Annotated in this window: 13 protein-coding genes; 9 read left to right on the plus strand and 4 right to left on the minus strand. The window is 48.7% G+C overall.

The window, feature by feature from the left end; translation table 11 throughout:
- The first annotated feature begins 40 nt into the window (after positions 1-40).
- The 7 genes from A3841_RS08940 to A3841_RS08970 all read left to right on the plus strand — a co-directional run bounded on the left by A3841_RS08940 (position 41) and on the right by A3841_RS08970 (position 9,390).
- Entirely contained in the window at positions 41-1,282 is a 1,242-nt protein-coding gene (locus tag A3841_RS08940) for a hypothetical protein (protein ID WP_073851991.1), read from the plus strand.
- Positions 1,254-2,630 (plus strand): phenylacetate--CoA ligase family protein, encoded by a 1,377-nt coding sequence (locus A3841_RS08945; protein ID WP_073851992.1) that lies wholly within the window; start codon positions 1,254-1,256, stop codon positions 2,628-2,630. Before A3841_RS08940 ends, A3841_RS08945 begins: the two co-directional genes overlap by 29 nt.
- Positions 2,631-2,724: 94 nt before the next feature.
- Positions 2,725-3,834, plus strand: a complete 1,110-nt coding sequence (locus A3841_RS08950; protein WP_235861336.1) for a glycosyltransferase family 4 protein — start codon at positions 2,725-2,727, stop codon at positions 3,832-3,834.
- Positions 3,806-4,423, plus strand: coding sequence for a sugar transferase (locus tag A3841_RS08955; protein ID WP_073851994.1), 618 nt, complete (start codon positions 3,806-3,808; stop codon positions 4,421-4,423). The genes A3841_RS08950 and A3841_RS08955 overlap by 29 nt, the downstream gene beginning before the upstream one ends.
- 531 nt (positions 4,424-4,954) lie before the next feature.
- A complete protein-coding gene (locus A3841_RS08960) occupies positions 4,955-5,551 on the plus strand; it encodes an acetyltransferase (RefSeq protein ID WP_073851995.1) in 597 nt (198 codons plus the stop codon).
- Between the two features lies 1 nt (position 5,552).
- Positions 5,553-6,689 (plus strand): DegT/DnrJ/EryC1/StrS family aminotransferase, encoded by a 1,137-nt coding sequence (locus tag A3841_RS08965; RefSeq protein ID WP_073851996.1) that lies wholly within the window; start codon positions 5,553-5,555, stop codon positions 6,687-6,689.
- 769 nt (positions 6,690-7,458) lie between these two features.
- A complete protein-coding gene (locus tag A3841_RS08970) occupies positions 7,459-9,390 on the plus strand; it encodes a polysaccharide biosynthesis protein (RefSeq protein ID WP_073851997.1) in 1,932 nt (643 codons plus the stop codon).
- Positions 9,391-9,495: 105 nt separating this feature from the next.
- Here the strand turns inward: A3841_RS08970 and A3841_RS08975 are convergent, their stop codons facing one another.
- The 4 genes from A3841_RS08975 to A3841_RS08990 form a co-directional block, all read right to left on the minus strand.
- Positions 9,496-10,395, minus strand: a complete 900-nt coding sequence (locus A3841_RS08975) for a flavin reductase family protein (RefSeq protein ID WP_073851998.1) — start codon at positions 10,393-10,395, stop codon at positions 9,496-9,498.
- A gap of 226 nt (positions 10,396-10,621) precedes the next feature.
- Positions 10,622-11,893, minus strand: coding sequence for a fumarylacetoacetase (gene fahA, locus A3841_RS08980; RefSeq protein ID WP_170866166.1), 1,272 nt, complete (start codon positions 11,891-11,893; stop codon positions 10,622-10,624).
- Positions 11,894-12,469: 576 nt separating this feature from the next.
- A complete protein-coding gene (locus A3841_RS08985) occupies positions 12,470-12,739 on the minus strand; it encodes a NifU family protein (protein ID WP_073851999.1) in 270 nt (89 codons plus the stop codon).
- Positions 12,740-12,745: 6 nt separating this feature from the next.
- On the minus strand, positions 12,746-13,849 hold the full coding sequence (locus A3841_RS08990; protein WP_073852000.1) for an Mrp/NBP35 family ATP-binding protein: 1,104 nt from the start codon (positions 13,847-13,849) through the stop codon (positions 12,746-12,748).
- A 156-nt stretch (positions 13,850-14,005) separates the two neighbouring features.
- Here A3841_RS08990 and A3841_RS08995 point away from each other — a divergent pair, with 156 nt between their 5' ends.
- On the plus strand, positions 14,006-14,521 hold the full coding sequence (locus A3841_RS08995) for an O-acetyl-ADP-ribose deacetylase (protein ID WP_073852624.1): 516 nt from the start codon (positions 14,006-14,008) through the stop codon (positions 14,519-14,521).
- Between the two features lie 652 nt (positions 14,522-15,173).
- Positions 15,174-17,090 carry a DNA primase gene (gene dnaG / locus A3841_RS09000; protein WP_073852001.1) on the plus strand — a complete coding sequence of 639 codons (1,917 nt, stop codon included), beginning with the start codon at positions 15,174-15,176 and terminating at the stop codon, positions 17,088-17,090.
- Positions 17,091-17,458: the final 368 nt, after the last annotated feature.

Raw genomic sequence — 17,458 nt, forward strand, 5'->3', positions numbered from 1 at the left:
AGTTAAAGTTTTTAAATGAAAATTAGTAAGGTGGTGAAAAATGTTTGAGTATTTTCCTTTTGATAAATTTTCATTTAATGCTCCAGATCTGTTATTTATTTTTATCTACTTTTTTATAAGTTTTATCTTATTAAATTCTCTAAAAAAAGCAGATAAAAAAATCATACCTGTTTTTACCTGTATAATATTCTTACACTCCGCTATCACTATAGGATATTGGTATTATACAACCATAAATCCGGCAGATTCAATAGGATATTATAGTGAAGCTTCTAAGTTAGGATCAGAAGGTGGCATATTCCGGCAAATCGGTCAAGGAGCAGATTTTATATTGTTTATTCTTGCCCCTTTTGTTGCAATCTTTAATTTGTCCTATTTTGGAAGCTTTTTTGTTTTCTCTACCTTTGGTTTAGGAGGATACTACTATCTAATAAAAACTATAATAGAATTAGCTGCTAGACAGCAAGCAAGTTATAAAACTAATCAATTTTACTTCCTACTACTTCCGGGGATACATTTTTGGAGCTGTTCAGTTGGTAAGGAACCAGTCATTTTCCTTGGAATTACAATGTTGCTTTTTGGCTTCCTAAGTAAAAGAGCTTTTCATCTTATTGTTGGAGTAATATTGGTTGGATTTGTTCGATCTCATGTTCTACTAATTATAAGCACAGGAGTTGTTTTAGGATATGTTTTTCTAGCGAAAGGGATTAGCAAGGCATATAAGGTAATGGTCTTACTAGCTTCTTCAATGATCCTTTATCTTCTTCTACCTTTTGTAATGCAAAGGTTGGGACTTGATGAATTGAATACAACAAATGTTGAAAGTTATGTAAGTCAACATGAAGGATACAACCAAAGAGGGGGGGGAGCTGTGGATTTGAGTAATAGTAATATTGCTTTCAAGATGATAAGCTATCTTTATAGGCCTTTTTTTATAGACGCAAGGAGTGTATTTGGAATTATTACGTCTTTCGAAAATATTGCTTGGGTAGTCCTAACGTGGCAAGTATTTAAGCAACTTAGAATGAAAATTCTTGACAATAATTTATCTGAGTCTTATGCCCCATTATTTTTTAGTTTCTTATTATTGTTAATAGGCTCGTCATCAATATTAAACAATTTGGGAATAGCAGCAAGGCAAAAGACCATGTTATTTCCAATGGTCTTTTTAATGTACTTTTTAAGTTTATGGTGGGGGAAAACAATAAAAGCCCAAACGCCAGCAAAAGTTCGATTAGCTAAATACAAGCACTATGAGTTTAATTCAAGAAAGAATATATAAAAGCCTTCCAAATGTGCTCCAAAATGGTTTAGTTACTTTTTTTGATTATATACAATATAAGAAGCGACATTCGGGAGTTTATGGACAGTTCCTTGCAGAATATAAGAATGCTAAGTCTTTGAATATAGAAGAACTAATATTTCTTCAAAAAGAGTGCCTTATTGAGTTCTTAAATTATGCTAAACACAGTTCCACGTATTATAAGAATCTACTCAATGATTTTCCGTTTAATCAAGATGTTTTCCAAGCTTATAAAACTATACCCATTCAATCTAAAGAGGATATTAGAGAAAATTTAGGGCGTATCTTTACAATTTCGAAGAAAAAAGCCATTTTGTCCAAAACAGGAGGAACTACAGGTAAATCTATGGAGGTCCGATTCCGCCCTGATGATATGCAAAAGAGATTTGCTATACTGGATGCCTGGAGAGAAAGTTTCGGATACAAATTAGGTGACAAAGTCGCCTGGTTCAGTGGTAAATCGCTATTAACTGACAAAGATGTAAAAGCTAATAAGTATTGGAAATACGATTTTCTGTATAAAATTCGATACTATTCTACTTTCCACATACATGATAACAGTATTCGGCACTATATAGATGATTTAAACAATTTTAAACCATTATTTGCTATTGGCTTCCCCTCTAGTATGTATGAAATAGCCAAATGGGGTTTGAAAAACAATTTTCCTCTTAAGTATAAGATGGAGACCTTGTTCCCAACAGCTGAAACTATTATTGATGAAGAAAGGAGGGTTTTAGAAACCTTCTTCGGAGGAAGAGTCGTTAATCAATATGCTTCCTCTGAAGGCGCACCATTTATATTAGAATGTAAAAAAGGAAAGTTACACCTGGAGATGCTCAGCGGTTTTTTCGAAGTTCTGGATGAACAAGGATTACCTGCTCAAAGTGGAGAACTAGTCTTTACTTCATTTTCAACCCACGGGACTCCTTTAATCCGGTATGCAATTAAGGATAGGATTGTGTTATCGGATGAAATTTGTGATTGTGGCAATCACAACCCTGTGGTTAAAAGCATTGAGGGTAGAGTAAATGATTTTATTTATTCAAAAGAAAGAGGAAAGATAAACTTAGGTAATATATCGAATTGTATAAAATATGTCAAGGGTGTTATTAAGTTTCAGATTATTCAAAATCAAGAAGATGCAGTTCTTGTCTTAGTTGTTAAGTCCTCTGAGTATAGCCTTAATGATGAGAAGATGTTTAGGCATGAGTTAGTGCAAAGACTAGGCGAGAAAGTAGATATTAAGTTTCAATATGTGAGCGATATACCAAGAGAGTCTAGTGGTAAATACCGAATTGTAAAAAATAATTTAAAATTAGCGTAGGTAATCTATGCATGTTTGGTATATGCCAAAACTTTTCCGTATCACAACAGTACCACTTTCACTACAAAAGCTCATCACAGGGCAACTGCCTTATATGCGCACAAAGGGCTTTGAACCGCTGATGATCTCGGCGGATGGGCCAGAAGCAAAGGCGGTGGTAGTGGAGCAGGAGTGCGAGCATGTGCTGGTGCCGATGACCCGCAAGATCACACCGCTGCAGGACCTGAAGGCGCTGTGGGCTTTCTACAGGCTTTGCAAAAAGCATAAGCCCGAGATTATTCACTCACACACCCCCAAAGCCGGCATCATAGGCATGTTGGGTGGTATGCTGGCAGGAGTGCCCGTTCGTCTGCACACGGTGGCGGGATTGCCGTTGATGGAAACAGCCGGAATTACGCGTAAAATTCTGAATGCTGTTGAAAAGCTTACGTATGCCTGCGCCACCAAAGTATACCCCAACTCCACTGTACTGAAAGATTTTATACTTCGGAGCGGCTACTGCGGTCCGGAGAAGGTAAAGGTGATCGGCAATGGCAGCAGCAATGGCATCAATACTGATTTCTTTAGCGCAGAGGCGCTGGATGCGGCAAAGCTCCGGCAACTCAGACAGGAACTGAATATACAGGACGAGGATTTTGTGTTTCTGTTTATTGGCAGGCTGGTAAAGGACAAGGGTGTGCGGGTACTGGTGGAAGCCTTTAAAGCTTTGCAGGCGAAGTATAAACAAGCCAAACTTATACTTGTCGGGCCACTGGAGCAAGACCTTGACCCACTGCCACCCGAAACGTTGCGGGACATCGAGCAAAACGAGCGAATTTTATCAGTAGGATACCAAAACGATGTACGGCCCTACCTGGCGCTGAGCCATGCCTTGGCTTTTCCGTCATACCGCGAGGGATTTCCGAATGTGCCCATGCAGGCGGGCTGTTTTGAGCTGCCCAGCATTGTAACTGATATCAATGGTTGCAACGAAATTATTGTGGAGGGGGAAAACGGGCTGATCATCCCGCCGAAGAATGAACAGAAATTGCTGGAGGCGATGAAAAGTCTGCTAACGGATAAGGAGCTTTATACTTACCTGAAGTCCAACGCCAGGCGAATGATTGTGGAGCGTTACGACCAGCAGCATTTCTGGGAGTTACTGTACCAGGAGTATGAGGAACATTTGAAAAAACATGAACTGGCTATATCGAAATTTTCTTAAGCGCATCCTCGATTTCATACTTAGCCTAACGGCCTTTATCATGTTGCTGCCGGTTTTCCTGGTGGTAACGGGTTTGTTATACTTTGCTAACCATGGGAAGCCTTTTTTCCTGCAGCCACGACCGGGCAGAAACGGGAAGATCTTCCGGGTGATCAAGTATAAAACGATGAACGACCAGAAGGATCCGCAGGGAAACCTGCTGCCTGATGAGTTGCGGCTGACGCCGGTGGGTGCATTTGTGCGCAAAACGTCTCTGGACGAGATCCCGCAGCTGCTGAATGTGATCAAAGGGGATATGAGCCTGATCGGCCCACGGCCTTTGCTGGTGGAATACCTGCCCCTTTATAACGAAGTGCAGCAGCGAAGACATGAAGTTAGACCCGGCATAACGGGTTGGGCGCAGGTAAACGGACGCAACGCCATCAGCTGGGATGCGAAGTTTACCTATGATGTGTGGTATGTGGACAACATGTCGCCCTGGCTGGACCTGAAGATCATCTTTTTAACCATTTTTAAGATTTTTAAATCAGAAGGGATTAGTGCGGAGGGAGTAGCCACCATGCCGAAGTTCCAGGGGAATGAGAGGTAATCCAACCACCCCTAGCCCCTCTTTGTTTAAGGTGGGGAATTTATACTTACTATTTTGTCTGCTATCATACTGGCACAGCCTTTACTTTTTGTCATTCTGATGGGGTCTTGTATGAACGAAAGTCAGGCAGATACAACATAGCTTTTAAGTTAAAAGAGTAATAATTTATTCCCCGCCTTAGACAAGTAGGGGCTAAGGGTGGTTGGAACCAATATTCCTTGCTGCCCTTGCATTTGCAGATTACAAATTAGCGGCTAGTTGCTTTCGGATTACAAATCCGATAGAGCGGGTGATTGGATGACGTTATTCTTTACTTTCGCAGGGGCAGGTCGTGACCTGTCCGCGCATCAGCCTGACTAAAAAAAAGTGTGTAAGTGTAGAAAAGCTTTTGCTATCGAAAATCATGTTCATCCATACATCCTGTAAATACCAAATCAGACGAACATAATTTTGGGAACAATTCGGACAGGTCACGACTTGTCACTACAAGGGTATGATACAACTCTTCACTTTTAACTCTTAACTAAAACCATGTACCTATACGGAGCCAGCGGACATGCCAAGGTCATCATCGACATCCTGCAAAGTATGGGCGTGCCGGTGCAAGGGTTATTTGATGATAACCCGGACCTGAAGGAGCTTTGCGGCATTAAGGTGCTGGGGAAATTTTCTCCAGGCCACGAACTGGATGCCCCGCTGATAATCAGCATCGGCAACAACCGTATACGCGCCAGCATTGCTTGGCAGCTGCCGGTAAAGTATGGGCAGGCTATCTCCAATACTGCTAACTTATCGCCGAGTGCTTCGGTGGGGGAAGGTACGGTGGTGATGCAGGGAGCCATACTTCAGGCGGAGGTAGAGGTGGGCAAACACGCCATTATCAACACAGGGGCTAAAATAGACCACGATTGTGTGGTGGGAGATTTTGCACATGTCTCGCCGGGTGCCGTACTTTGCGGGAACGTGTCGGTGGGCGAGGGTACCTGGATCGGAGCCGGGGCCGTGGTGATACCGGGCATAAAAATAGGAAAGTGGTGCCAGATCGGGGCCGGGGCAGTCGTCATTCGTGACATTCCGGACAAGGCAGTGGCCGTGGGCAACCCTAGTAAGATTATAAAATACTGTTAATATGAACGAAAAAATCTGGCTGTCTTCCCCGCACATGGGTGAGAGCGAGTTCAAGAATGTAAAAGAGGCTTTTGATACCAACTGGATTGCACCGCTCGGCCCGCACGTGGACGGCTTTGAGCGTGATCTGGCTTCATACTTAGGCGAAGGCGTGCATGTGGCGGCATTAAGCTCTGGAACCGCTGCTCTGCACCTGGCCCTAATCATACTTGGTGTGCAGGCGGGTGATGAGGTGATTTGCCAATCGATGACCTTCTCAGCTTCGGCGAACCCTATTGCTTACCAGGGCGCTACGCCTGTATTTGTAGACAGCGAGGAAGAGACCTGGAACATGTCGCCGGAGCTTCTGGAGACTGCTATACAGGACAGAATCAGCAAAGGCAAAAAGCCAAAGGCTATTATTGTGGTGCACCTGTACGGCATGCCAGCGCAGATGAACCGCATCATGGCCGTGGCCGACAAGTATGAGATACCGGTGGTAGAAGACGCAGCAGAGGCTTTGGGTTCATCTTACAAAGGCCAGATGTTGGGTACTTTCGGGGCCATGAGCATCCTCTCCTTCAACGGTAACAAGATCATCACCACTTCCGGTGGCGGTGCGCTTGTTTCTAGGAACGAGGAGTGGATCAGGAAGTCGCGCTTTCTGGCGACGCAGGCGCGTGATGCGGCCCCGCACTACCAGCACTCGCACATTGGCTACAATTATCGCATGAGCAATGTATGCGCAGGCATAGGTCGTGGGCAAATGGAGGTGCTGCCGCAGCGTGTGGAGAAACGCCGCAGCAACTATGCTTTCTACAAGGAGGCTTTCGCAGAGATTGATTCTATAAAATTTGCCGAGGAGCCGACCGAAGGTTTCTACTCTAACAGGTGGCTGAGCACCGTTTTGGTGGAGGGAGAGATGACAAGAGAAGATATTCGCCTGCACCTGGAGAAAGATAACATCGAGACGCGGCCGCTCTGGAAGCCAATGCACCTGCAGCCCGTTTTTGCGGATGCCCCTTTCTACGGCGACGGCACCAGCGAACGGCTTTTCGAGCAGGGCCTGTGCCTGCCTTCCGGCTCCAACCTAACCGCGGCTGACCTGGAACGGGTTGTGTCGCAACTGAAGCAGCTTTACCAGGAGGCTAAAGTATAACGCCATACTTTTTACTAAAAATTATTTCAAACCTCCGGGGCCTATATGGTGTCGGAGGTTTGGCTATTTAGGAGCATGCTTGAATCATTCTTTTGAGCATCTGGACAGCCCTTAGTCGTTTGATTCATACTTTAGCTTAAGCTTTGTATGCAACGTGACGCTACCTATATGCACAGGACCCTTCTACATTCTGGACGAGGAAAGCTTTGTGTACTTAGTTTGGTATAAGGGTGTCTTTGGGAACGGCAAAGTATAAGCTGACCGGCTGCACTGGAATTTAATTTTCTGGTGAACCTCTAACCCATTGCCTCTGCCATCACCATACACGTACATCCTATGCCTGCTTTCAACTTTTCAGCTTACTTTTAAAAACTTATCCACAATATAGACATGATTTTACTGGCTATATATCGGTTTTTAATGTTATATTTGCACAGTTTTTAGTAAAGGATGCATTTTGCTTTGCTAATATTCATTTTCCGGTGACAGAAGGCTATCAGGGTGTCTAATTAGGGATTACCAGCCTACAGGTGGTACAACTAAACCCTGCTCTTTGCGTTCTTATCTACGGATTGAAGTGATGGATACCGTATTACGCACATAATTATTTAACATTACCTATATAGTACAGGTGTTGTTAGTATATTTATGTGTCTTATTTCGTTTGGTATTTGATTGAATAGTTTTACAAAAGAATACAGTTTTCCTTTTGTGTAGGCGTTGTAGCAAGCGGCTACGGTGGAGGTGGATACTGTAAGGGTTATACTATATGAAAATTTTACTTAATAAGTCACTGCCGAAATGGATAGTGCTGTTAATCGACCAACTGATTATGAGTTGGTCTTTTGCCCTTTCGTTCTTTATCATAAAGCAGTTCCACTTCGAGGAGATCATGCGTGGGCACTTTCTCGTGTACATTGGCCTTTTCGGGCTGGTGTCGCTGATCACCTTTTATGCCATGCGCATCCATACCGGCCTTATCCGGTATTCCAGCATCTACGATATTTACCGCATTTTCACGGCTGTGCTTATTGCCAGCCTTTCCTATGGTGCCCTGATAGGTCTTTGGGTGGCGCCCGTACATGGCATCGATTCCGTTAACATTTACCTGGTGCTGCTGATCAGTTTCTTTGTTTCCTCCACGTTGCTTACGCTGGTACGAATGGGGGCGAAGGCACTGTTCCTTTTCTTTAAGCGCGGCGGCTCCGGCGAGCGCGAGCGGGTGCTCATCTATGGGGCCAACGGCTATTCCATCCTGCTAAAGCAGGCCCTGGAAACCAGCGACACGGGGCGCTTCCATATTGCGGGTTTCCTGGACGAGAATTCCAATAAGGTCAACAAGAACATCCACCAAATCCGTGTGTACCATATCGATGACATTGAGCGGCTGCAGCAAAAGCTGCGGGTGGACAAGGTGCTGGTGTTTGCCGACGACCTGAAGTCCGATAACCAGAAACTGTTTGTGGAGCGGTGCGTGGAACTGGGTGTTAAAGTGCTTACTGTGCCGCCAACCGAGCAGTGGATGTCGGGCCAGCTAAGTATGAACCAGATCAAAGACCTGAAGATCGAGGATCTGCTCCAGCGTCCGCCCATCGTTATAGAGAATGACCGTGTTAGTAGCGACCTGCGCGGCAAGCGGGTGCTGGTAACTGGTGGGGCAGGCTCCATTGGCTCTGAGATCGTGCGGCAGGTGATGAGTTATGGTCCGGAACTGCTGATCGTGTGCGACCAGGCGGAGTCGCCTTTGCATGAGCTGCAGTTGGAGATGGAGGAGCAGTATCCGGGCACCAAGATGGCGATCTTTATCGGGGACATCACCAACTCCACCAGGATGTACTCTATGTTTAAAGAGTTTACTCCTGATGTAGTATACCATGCCGCGGCTTACAAGCACGTGCCGATGATGGAAAACAACCCTTGTGAGGCGGTGCTGACAAATGTATTGGGAACGAGAACCCTCGCGGACCTCTCACTTACCTTTGATGTGGAGAAGTTCGTGATGATATCCACGGATAAGGCCGTGAACCCGACCAATGTGATGGGAACCTCCAAGCGCATTGCGGAGATCTACATACAGTCGCTCAACAACCTGAACCAAGGCAAGGTGAACGGCAACAAACACCCCTACAAGCAGGTGACGCAAACAAAGTTCATCACCACGCGCTTTGGCAATGTGCTCGGGTCTAACGGTTCGGTCATCCCGCGCTTCCGCCAGCAGATTGAGAAAGGCGGGCCGGTTACAGTGACCCACCCGGACATCACCCGTTACTTTATGACCATACCGGAGGCGGTGCAGCTGGTGCTGGAGGCTGGCACAATGGGCAATGGGGGCGAGATCTTTATCTTTGACATGGGCGAGCCGGTGAAGATCGTGGACCTGGCAAGGAAGATGATTAAGCTGGCGGGCCTGATTCCGGATGTGGATATCCCGGTTACCTTCACCGGCCTGCGGCCAGGCGAGAAGTTATTCGAGGAGCTGCTGAACGAGGAAGAACTGACCATCCCGACGCACCACGGCAAGATCAAGATATCCAAAGTAAGGAACTACAGCTACGATGATGTGGTGAACGACATTGACGAGCTGATGCAGCTGAATAAGACCAAGGATGAGCTGATGGTGGTGCGAAAAATGAAGCAGATCGTGCCGGAGTATATCAGCAAGAATTCCCGCTTCGAGGAACTGGACCTGCAGATGAACTAATAATCCGTAAAAGTATAAAACAGAAAAGGCCCGCTTTACCAGCGGGCCTTTTCTGTTTTATACTTTAATGGCGCAAGCGTCCGCTTGCGCCATGGTGAAAGTAACCTATACTTTGCCGCCCAACAGCAGCACCTTCCAGGCCTGTTCTACCTGGTTATCCTCCAGCAGTTGCTTGCCCAAGTGCTCAAGTTCCTGCCGCAGCCTGATGGGGTCGTTTTTATACTTGGAGAAAGTATAGCTTACCAGCGGGTCAGCTTCATAGGCCTCTACCTCTGCTTCTGAAGGTATGGCTTCAGAATTTCCAAGGCGGGCCAGGTTATTCCCGGTAAGTATACCGCTGTTGCGTATGAAGCCTGGAAGCTGATCCAGGCCAATGCCTTTGTTGCGGATAGGCTTGGGTAATTCAAAAATACAGTCGCCGTTGGCGCGCAGGTAGTAATCGCCGCCCATGCGGGCCACGGCATCCAGTTTATACGGGTCTACCTTGCCGTTCTCGTCCAGTATACTTTCGTTTACATGGATCAACAGCACCTCACAGATAACCAGGTTACCGGCTCCTCCCTCAGGCCCGAGGCTGATTATATCGTTTACCTTACACTCAAAAGCTACCGGGGCCTCCTTTACACGCGGGGGCTGCACAAGTACTGACGCCTCAGGGGTTAAGCCCGATTTAATGAATTCGTTTATGCCCCGGTCATACTCAGTGCTGGCCAGCGACATCTGCTCCACGATAGCATAGTTAGCAATGTTGATCACCACCTCGCGGTTTTCCAGCACATTCTCCAATGTATGCTTGCTGGTATTGTCGCGCACGCGGCGGGCAGGGGAGAAGACAAGTATGGGAGGCTTAGCGCTGAACACGTTGAAGAAGCTGAAGGGGCTTAGGTTTACGTTCCCCTCCCCGTCGGTTGTGCTGGCAAAAGCAATGGGGCGCGGGGCGATGGCTCCGAGCAGCAGCGCGTGCACCTCTGCCGTTTTAACGTCCTGCGGATCTATGGTTTTCATGGGAAGTTTGGGAGTTAGAGGATTTAGGAGTTAGAAAGTTAGAAGGTTAAAAAGTTAGAAAGTTACAGTACACATTAATTAAAAAATTAATAACGATCAACTAATAACGATCAACTAATAACGATCAACTAATAACGATCAACTAATAACGATCAACTAATAACGATCAACTAATAACGATCAACTAATAACGATCAACTAATAACGATCAACTAATAACCGATACCTAAACCGCCGGCAGCACCTTTGCTTTCACCTCCCCGAAGCCGATGCGGATACCGTTGCGCTCGCTGTGGCCGCGCATGATCACGGTGTCGCCGTCGTTGATGAACTTGCGCTCTGAACCGTCGGAGAGTTGAATGGGATTGGTGCCGCGCCAGGTCAGCTCCAACATAGAGCCATACGAGTCTTTATCGGAGCCGCTGATCGTGCCCGAGGCATACAGATCACCTACCTGAATGTTGCAGCCGTTGCTGCTCTGGTGGGCGAGTTGCTGGTTCATGTTCCAGTACATATACTTGTAGTTGGAGCGGCAGATGCTGTTCTCCTCATCGCCTTCAGGCTGCAGCAGCACCTCCAGCCTGATATCATAGTTGTGGTTGCCGGTGAACTCCAGGTAGGGCAGCGGTTTAGGGTCCTGCATCGGCCCCTTTACCTTGAATGGCTCCAGTGCGTCGAGCGTTACCACCCACGGTGAAATGGAAGAGGCAAAGCTTTTCGCCAGGAACGGCCCCAGCGGCACATACTCCCACGTCTGCATATCGCGGGCCGACCAGTCGTTAAAGAGCACCAGTCCGAAGATGTAGTCATCCGCCTCATTAGGCGTTATACTTTGTCCCAATTCAGTTTCCCGACCTGTGATAAACGCCACCTCCAGCTCGAAATCCAGCAGTTTGGTAGGGCCAAAGGTAGGGGCCTCGGTATCCGGCGCCTTCGTCTGGCCTTTCGGGCGACGGATATCTGTGCCGGAAACGATGATGGAAGAGGCGCGCCCGTGATAGCCGATCGGGATGTGCTTCCAGTTGGGGAGCAGTGCGTTTTTAGGGTCCCGGAACATGGTGCCCACGTTGGTGGCGTGCTCTATGCTGGAGTAGAAGTCGGTATAATTGCCCACTTTTACCGGCAGCAGCATTTCGGCCTCGCTCTGCTTCACCAGCACCGCACGGATCAGGTTGCTGTTGCCGCTGATCTCGTCGTTGTCGTTGCGGAGCAGTTCGGACACGCGGTTGCGCACGGCCCGCCAGATGGGTTTGCCCAAAGCGATAAAGTCGTTGAGGTAAGGGCGGTGGAAAACGGTCGGGTCCAGGTCGATAAGCTCAAAGAAGTCGCGGCGACCCAGCTCGCAAAGGTCCAGGATGTACTCGCCGATGGCCACCCCTACACGTGGGTCGCGCTCGGACGTGCGGAAAATACCGAAGGGCAGGTTCTGAATGGGGAAATCGCTGGAAGCATCAATCTCGATCCAGGAATGCAGCGATGGGTCGTTTGCTCTTATCATGGTATGGACTAGTTCTGGTTAGCTATAGTACAAATATAGCTTTTCGCCCGCTGATTTAGAATCATAAAGCGGAATTCGCAGATTTTATACTTTCCTGACTGACTTCGGCGGGCGGAGCCCTCAAGTTCTCTATTTAGCTTCATAATGGCGCGAGCGTTCTCGCCTTATCTTGTCCTCTTGCTGGCGCGGGTTTGTAACCCGACTGGGCCAGCCTGTCCCGGGGAGGACAAATCTATAGGCAATCACGAGCGTGGACTCCCGCGCCACATACTGCTATTTTTGCAGAATGAAACGGCTCTAGCTTTGAGAAGAATTGATTTATTCTTTCATGCCGATGATACATGAACACCAAAGTATGACACAAGTATAAAGTATGAGGCCGCTTCACTGCTGGTGTTCTCACCAACAGTTTATACTTCAGCTAGTTCGCTTGCTGGTGAAAACACGCAGCAAGGGCATCAGGGTCAGCATAAGGAACAAACAACGTTACATTCCATCACTAAGAACCAAAACAAAAAAAGGTGTGGCCACAGCAGCAGCCACACCTCTCGGTATCTCTTGTATAAAGCTTATACTTTAAAACTCGGTAGGAGTCATGTTGATGGCTTCCACGGCCTTGATCTCGGGTATGGCGCGCAGCACCGACTGCTCCACGCCCGCCTTCAGCGTCATGGTAGACATGGGGCAGGTGCCGCAGGCACCTAGCAGTTCGAGTTTCAGCACCATCTCGTCTGTTACCTCCAGCACTTTTACGTTCCCGCCATCGGCCTCCAGGTAAGGTCTTATCTGGTCGAGGGCCGACTCGATGCGGAGCATGAAATCCTGATCTACGTTTATGGCTGCCATGTATCTTTAGGTTTTAATTTCTACTGGTTTTGTTTTGGCCATGGTGGCGTTGCGCAGCGATACCTGCTGGGCTACAGACTGGGCCAACTCTTTAAAAACACCGCTGGCCGGAGAATCGTTCTGCAACACCACCGGAGTACCGGCGTCACCGCTCTCGCGGATGCTCTGCACGATCGGCACCTGGCCCAGCAGGGCTACGTTGAACTTATCGGCAAGCGACTGTCCGCCGCCCTGTCCGAAAATGTAGTATTTGTTCTCCGGAAGCTCGGCAGGTGTAAAGTACGCCATATTCTCCACAATGCCCAGCACCGGCACGTTTATCTGCGGCTGTCGGAACATCTGCAGACCGCGCACGGCATCGGCCAGGGCTACTTTCTGCGGCGTGGTCACGATCACCGCGCCTGTTACCGGCAGGGCCTGCACCATGGTCAGGTGTATGTCGGAGGTTCCCGGCGGAAGGTCCAGCAGCAGGTAGTCCAGCTCGCCCCAATCCACGTCGGAGATGAACTGGCGCAGCGCAGAGCTGGCCATCGGGCCTCTCCACACCACCGCGTCGTCCGCTGGCGTCAGGAAGCCTATCGACATCATCTTCACGCCATACTTCTCCACCGGATGGATGTAGTTCTTACCGTGGTCTCCCTGCACCATGTACGGGCGCTCCTGCTCCACACCAAACATCGTCGGAATGGAGGGACCGGAGATGTCGGCATCGATCAAGCCTACGCGGGCGCCGCTCTCGGCCAGGGCAATAGCCAGGTTAGAGGTTACGGTAGACTTGCCCACTCCGCCTTTACCGGAGGCAATGGCGATGATGTTCTTCACGCCACGCAGCACCTCGGAGGTGTCGCCGCGGCCGGAGGTAACGCGCGAGGTCATGTTCACGGTAACGTCGGCCTCCTTGTCCACCAAAGTATGGATGGCATTTACGCAGGCGTTGCGGATCAAATCTTTGAGCGGGCAGGCCGGTGTGGTCAGTATAACCGTGAAGCTCACGTTCTTGCCATTCACCTGCACGTCCTCTATCATGTTGAGCGTCACCAGGTCCTTGCCCAGGTCCGGCTCCTCCACATAGCTGAGGGCTTTTAGTATATCTTCTTTTGTGATAGCCATAGTATTATTAGCGATTGCCTGACAAAGATACAAACAAATTATTCCTCCTGAAAAGACAAAACGTATAAGTGCAACAAGTGTAGCAACCGAATAGTTTTAGCGTAAAAGTATATTGAGATAATTGATCAGAACAAAGTATAAAGGATGGGAAAAACGATGCTTGAGGTACAGCAGGGCGATATTACAAAGGTAGAAGTTGATGCCGTGGTGAACGCCGCCAACAGCAGCCTTTTGGGTGGTGGAGGGGTGGACGGCACCATCCACCGCGCCGGCGGCCCCGCAATTCTGGAAGAGTGCCGGCAGATACGGGCAAAACAGGGGGGCTGCCCTACCGGAGAGGCGGTAATCACGACAGCCGGCAAGCTGCCTGCCCGGTTTGTAATCCACACCGTAGGGCCGGTTTGGAACGGCGGGAGCAAAGGCGAGCCCGACCTGCTGGCCAACTGTTACCGCAACAGCCTCAGGCTAGCCGGGGAAAACGGCGTGGAAAGTATCGCTTTCCCCAACATCAGCACCGGCGTGTATGGTTATCCTAAAGATAAAGCCGCAAAAGTGGCAGTAGAGACGGTGAAATCATACTTGCAGGAGCATAACCTAAGTATAAAGCGGGTGGTTTTTGTGTGTTTTGATGAGGAGAATTACAGGCTGTATCAGGAGTTAATTGCGAAGTAGAGGGACATAGTTTGATAAACACCGGGTCCAACCACCCCTGCCCCTCAGAGCTACGCTCGCTACCATCGAACTCGCGTTCTCGGTAGTCTAAGGAGGGGAGTTTCACCTCTCCCCAACCCTCTCCTAAAAACAGGAGAGGGGGCTCCGTTTACGTTGCATAGCAAGTAGCTATCGAACTGATCCCAGTCCTTAGGTTGAGCGCCTTGTGAGATTCCGGTGCCGCCTTGGCGGCATTGCGACGTAGGAGCAAAGGAAGGGAACACAGCGCGATGCCTAAGGACGAGCCCTCTCGGGCTAGAGAGCACCAAAGTATGAAATGAAACAAGCTGGTTGTAAAGCCGTGGATCAACGGCAGCTAGAAAGTATAGCTTGTGTCAAGTTGAGGGAAGCAGCGGCTAGGAAAGTATAAATTGGTAAGTATCAAAGTATAAAAAGGCACAAGCGGACGCTTGCGCCAGAGACGTATAGCAGCAAGTATAAAACAGCAAGTATAAAAGTATAGCCAACGTATACATGAGGATTTTCGAGCCAACCCAGGTTGCAAACCCAGCATTATAGCAAAACTGGAGAGACTCTTCTGTAATCCGGAAAAATCAGCCACTCAAAATTAGAGAGAACTCTTATCTTTGTCATCCGCTCATACTTTTTGCCCATGTCCCTCATCCCAAAAGAAATAGTTGACCAGGTTATTGCCCAAGCCGATATTACGGAGGTGGTAGGCGATTTCGTGTCGCTGAAGAAGAAGGGGCAGAACATGTGGGCCTGCTGTCCGTTCCACCACGAGAAATCCCCGTCCTTTTCTGTATCTCCTGCTAAGGGCATTTACAAGTGCTTTGGCTGCGGCAAGGCGGGCAACGCGGTGCAGTTCATCATGGATGTAGAGGGCACTGGCTTTCCCGAGGCCATTAAATACCTGGCTAAGAAGTATGGCATCGAGATACCCGAGGAGCAGCACGACCCGGAGTACGCCCGGGAGCAGAGCGAGCGCGATAGTTTGTTCATCGTTTCCGATTTTGCGGCTAAGCACTTCCAGCAGCGCCTGATCGCCCATGAGCAGGGAAGCATCGGGCAATCCTACCTAAAGCAGCGGGGCCTCAGTGCCGGCACCATTAAGAGGTTTGAGCTGGGCTACAGCCTGGATGAGTGGACCGATTTGACCGACACGGCACTGAAGGCCGGTTATAAGCAGCAGTACCTGGAGGCGTCGGGCCTGACGATCGTGAAGGAGGACGGCAAGAAGTATGACCGCTTCCGGGGACGCGTTATGTTCCCGATCCACAACGTGTCGGGGCGCGTGGTGGGCTTTGGGGCCAGAACGCTCAAATCCAACGACAAGAAAAGCCCGAAGTACCTTAACTCCCCGGAGTCCGACATTTACCACAAGAGCCATGTGCTGTATGGTTTGTTTCAGGCAAAGCAAGCCATGCGCATGCAGGACATGTGCTATATGGTGGAGGGTTACCTGGATGTGCTCTCGCTGCACCAGGGCGGGATCGAGAACGTGGTGGCCTCGTCCGGAACCTCGCTTACGGAGGGGCAGATCAAGCTAATTTCCCGCTATACCCAGAACATCACCGTCCTCTACGACGGCGACGCGGCGGGTATAAAAGCCTCTCTGCGCGGGATAGACCTGATCCTGGAACTGGGCCTGAACGTAAGTGTGGTGACTTTTCCGGCAGGCGAGGACCCGGACTCCTACATCCAGAAGGTGGGTGATACGGCTTTCAAGGCCTACCTGCAGGAGCACGCACAGGATTTTATCTCCTTCAAGACAAGCCTTTATGCCAAGGAGGCGGCCGGTAACCCGGTTAAGAAAGCCGAGGCGATAAAAGAGGTGGTGGCCTCCATCTCTAAAATTCCGGATGCCATCAAGCGTACAGTGTTCTTCCGCAGCTGCAGCCTCATTTTCGATATTGATGAGCAGGTACTGATATCGGAATACAACAAAATGCACCTGCAGGGGCGGCAGCAACAGCAGCGGTCTAGCGGCCCGGAGCCTGATTTTGCGCCGCCGATGCCGGAAGAGGAGCCGGAAAAGCCTGCTTCTGATGCCGATGTCCTCAAAAGGTATGAGCGGGAGATCGTGCGCATGCTGCTGAACTACCCGAACCGCATGCTGGACGATGGCCTGACGACCAGCCAGTACATGCTGGAGCAACTGGAGGACATCGAATTCCGCACGCCGCTGTATGTACATTTGCTAAATTTAATTAAAGAGAAGCTTAAAGAAGGGGCTTTGCCTACGTCTGAGGACTTTGTGAATTATCCTGACCAAAGAATTAGAGAGGAGGCATCAGGTTTGCTTCTTGAAAAGTACGAAATAAGCAAAGGGTGGGAAACACATCATATTTTTGTCCCACATGAGACCGATCAATTACCTTATGGATCTGAGAGAGCTGTATTAAGATTAAAATGGCGAAATGTTGAGTTAATGATCAAAGAAGAAGTGGAGAAGCTGCGACTTGTTACTGATCCACAAGAGCAAATTCATCAGATGACTTTTATACGCAATCTCAGCACGCTCTACAAACAGCTAGGAGATATGCTCGGGATAGTGGTGAATAGGTGATATTGATCGACTCTTCTTAACTTCTACGTCTAGAAGCTCTCTGCTGAGGAAATTCCTTTTTGTTTTGCAGTACTTGGTCCAATCACCCCTGCCCCTCCTTAGCTAAGGAGGGGAGCCTTAAAGTATTAGTTTCATAGTTGCTGGCATTGAGCGGACAGGTCGCGACCTGTCCCTACAAAGTATAAACCTATCCTAACCCCTCGGGGGAGTTTTCAGCAGACGATTACATCCCCCTGCCCCCTTCAAAGGGGGACTACCCCGCCCCAACTCTCCCCTAAGAACAGGGGAGGGAGCTCGTTTCCTGTTGTATAGCAGTGGCTATCGAACTGATCCCAGTCTTTCCGTTGAGCGCCTTGTGAGATCCGGTG

This window comes from Pontibacter flavimaris, from assembly GCF_001907195.1.
In the GTDB taxonomy this organism is placed as follows: Bacteria; Bacteroidota; Bacteroidia; order Cytophagales; family Hymenobacteraceae; genus Pontibacter; species Pontibacter flavimaris.

Bases quoted from the DNA above. Each gene is read 5' to 3' on its own strand.
- dnaG (WP_073852001.1), top strand. From the start codon at position 15,174: ATGTCCCTCATCCCAAAAGAAATAGTTGACCAGGTTATTGCCCAAGCC.
- fahA (WP_170866166.1), bottom strand. From the start codon at position 11,893: ATGATAAGAGCAAACGACCCATCGCTGCATTCCTGGATCGAGATTGAT.
- A3841_RS08970 (WP_073851997.1), top strand. From the start codon at position 7,459: ATGAAAATTTTACTTAATAAGTCACTGCCGAAATGGATAGTGCTGTTA.
- A3841_RS08995 (WP_073852624.1), top strand. From the start codon at position 14,006: ATGCTTGAGGTACAGCAGGGCGATATTACAAAGGTAGAAGTTGATGCC.
- A3841_RS08940 (WP_073851991.1), top strand. From the start codon at position 41: ATGTTTGAGTATTTTCCTTTTGATAAATTTTCATTTAATGCTCCAGAT.
- A3841_RS08950 (WP_235861336.1), top strand. From the start codon at position 2,725: ATGCGCACAAAGGGCTTTGAACCGCTGATGATCTCGGCGGATGGGCCA.
- A3841_RS08945 (WP_073851992.1), top strand. From the start codon at position 1,254: ATGAGTTTAATTCAAGAAAGAATATATAAAAGCCTTCCAAATGTGCTC.
- A3841_RS08975 (WP_073851998.1), bottom strand. From the start codon at position 10,395: ATGAAAACCATAGATCCGCAGGACGTTAAAACGGCAGAGGTGCACGCG.
- A3841_RS08990 (WP_073852000.1), bottom strand. From the start codon at position 13,849: ATGGCTATCACAAAAGAAGATATACTAAAAGCCCTCAGCTATGTGGAG.
- A3841_RS08985 (WP_073851999.1), bottom strand. From the start codon at position 12,739: ATGGCAGCCATAAACGTAGATCAGGATTTCATGCTCCGCATCGAGTCG.
- A3841_RS08960 (WP_073851995.1), top strand. From the start codon at position 4,955: ATGTACCTATACGGAGCCAGCGGACATGCCAAGGTCATCATCGACATC.
- A3841_RS08965 (WP_073851996.1), top strand. From the start codon at position 5,553: ATGAACGAAAAAATCTGGCTGTCTTCCCCGCACATGGGTGAGAGCGAG.
- A3841_RS08955 (WP_073851994.1), top strand. From the start codon at position 3,806: ATGAACTGGCTATATCGAAATTTTCTTAAGCGCATCCTCGATTTCATA.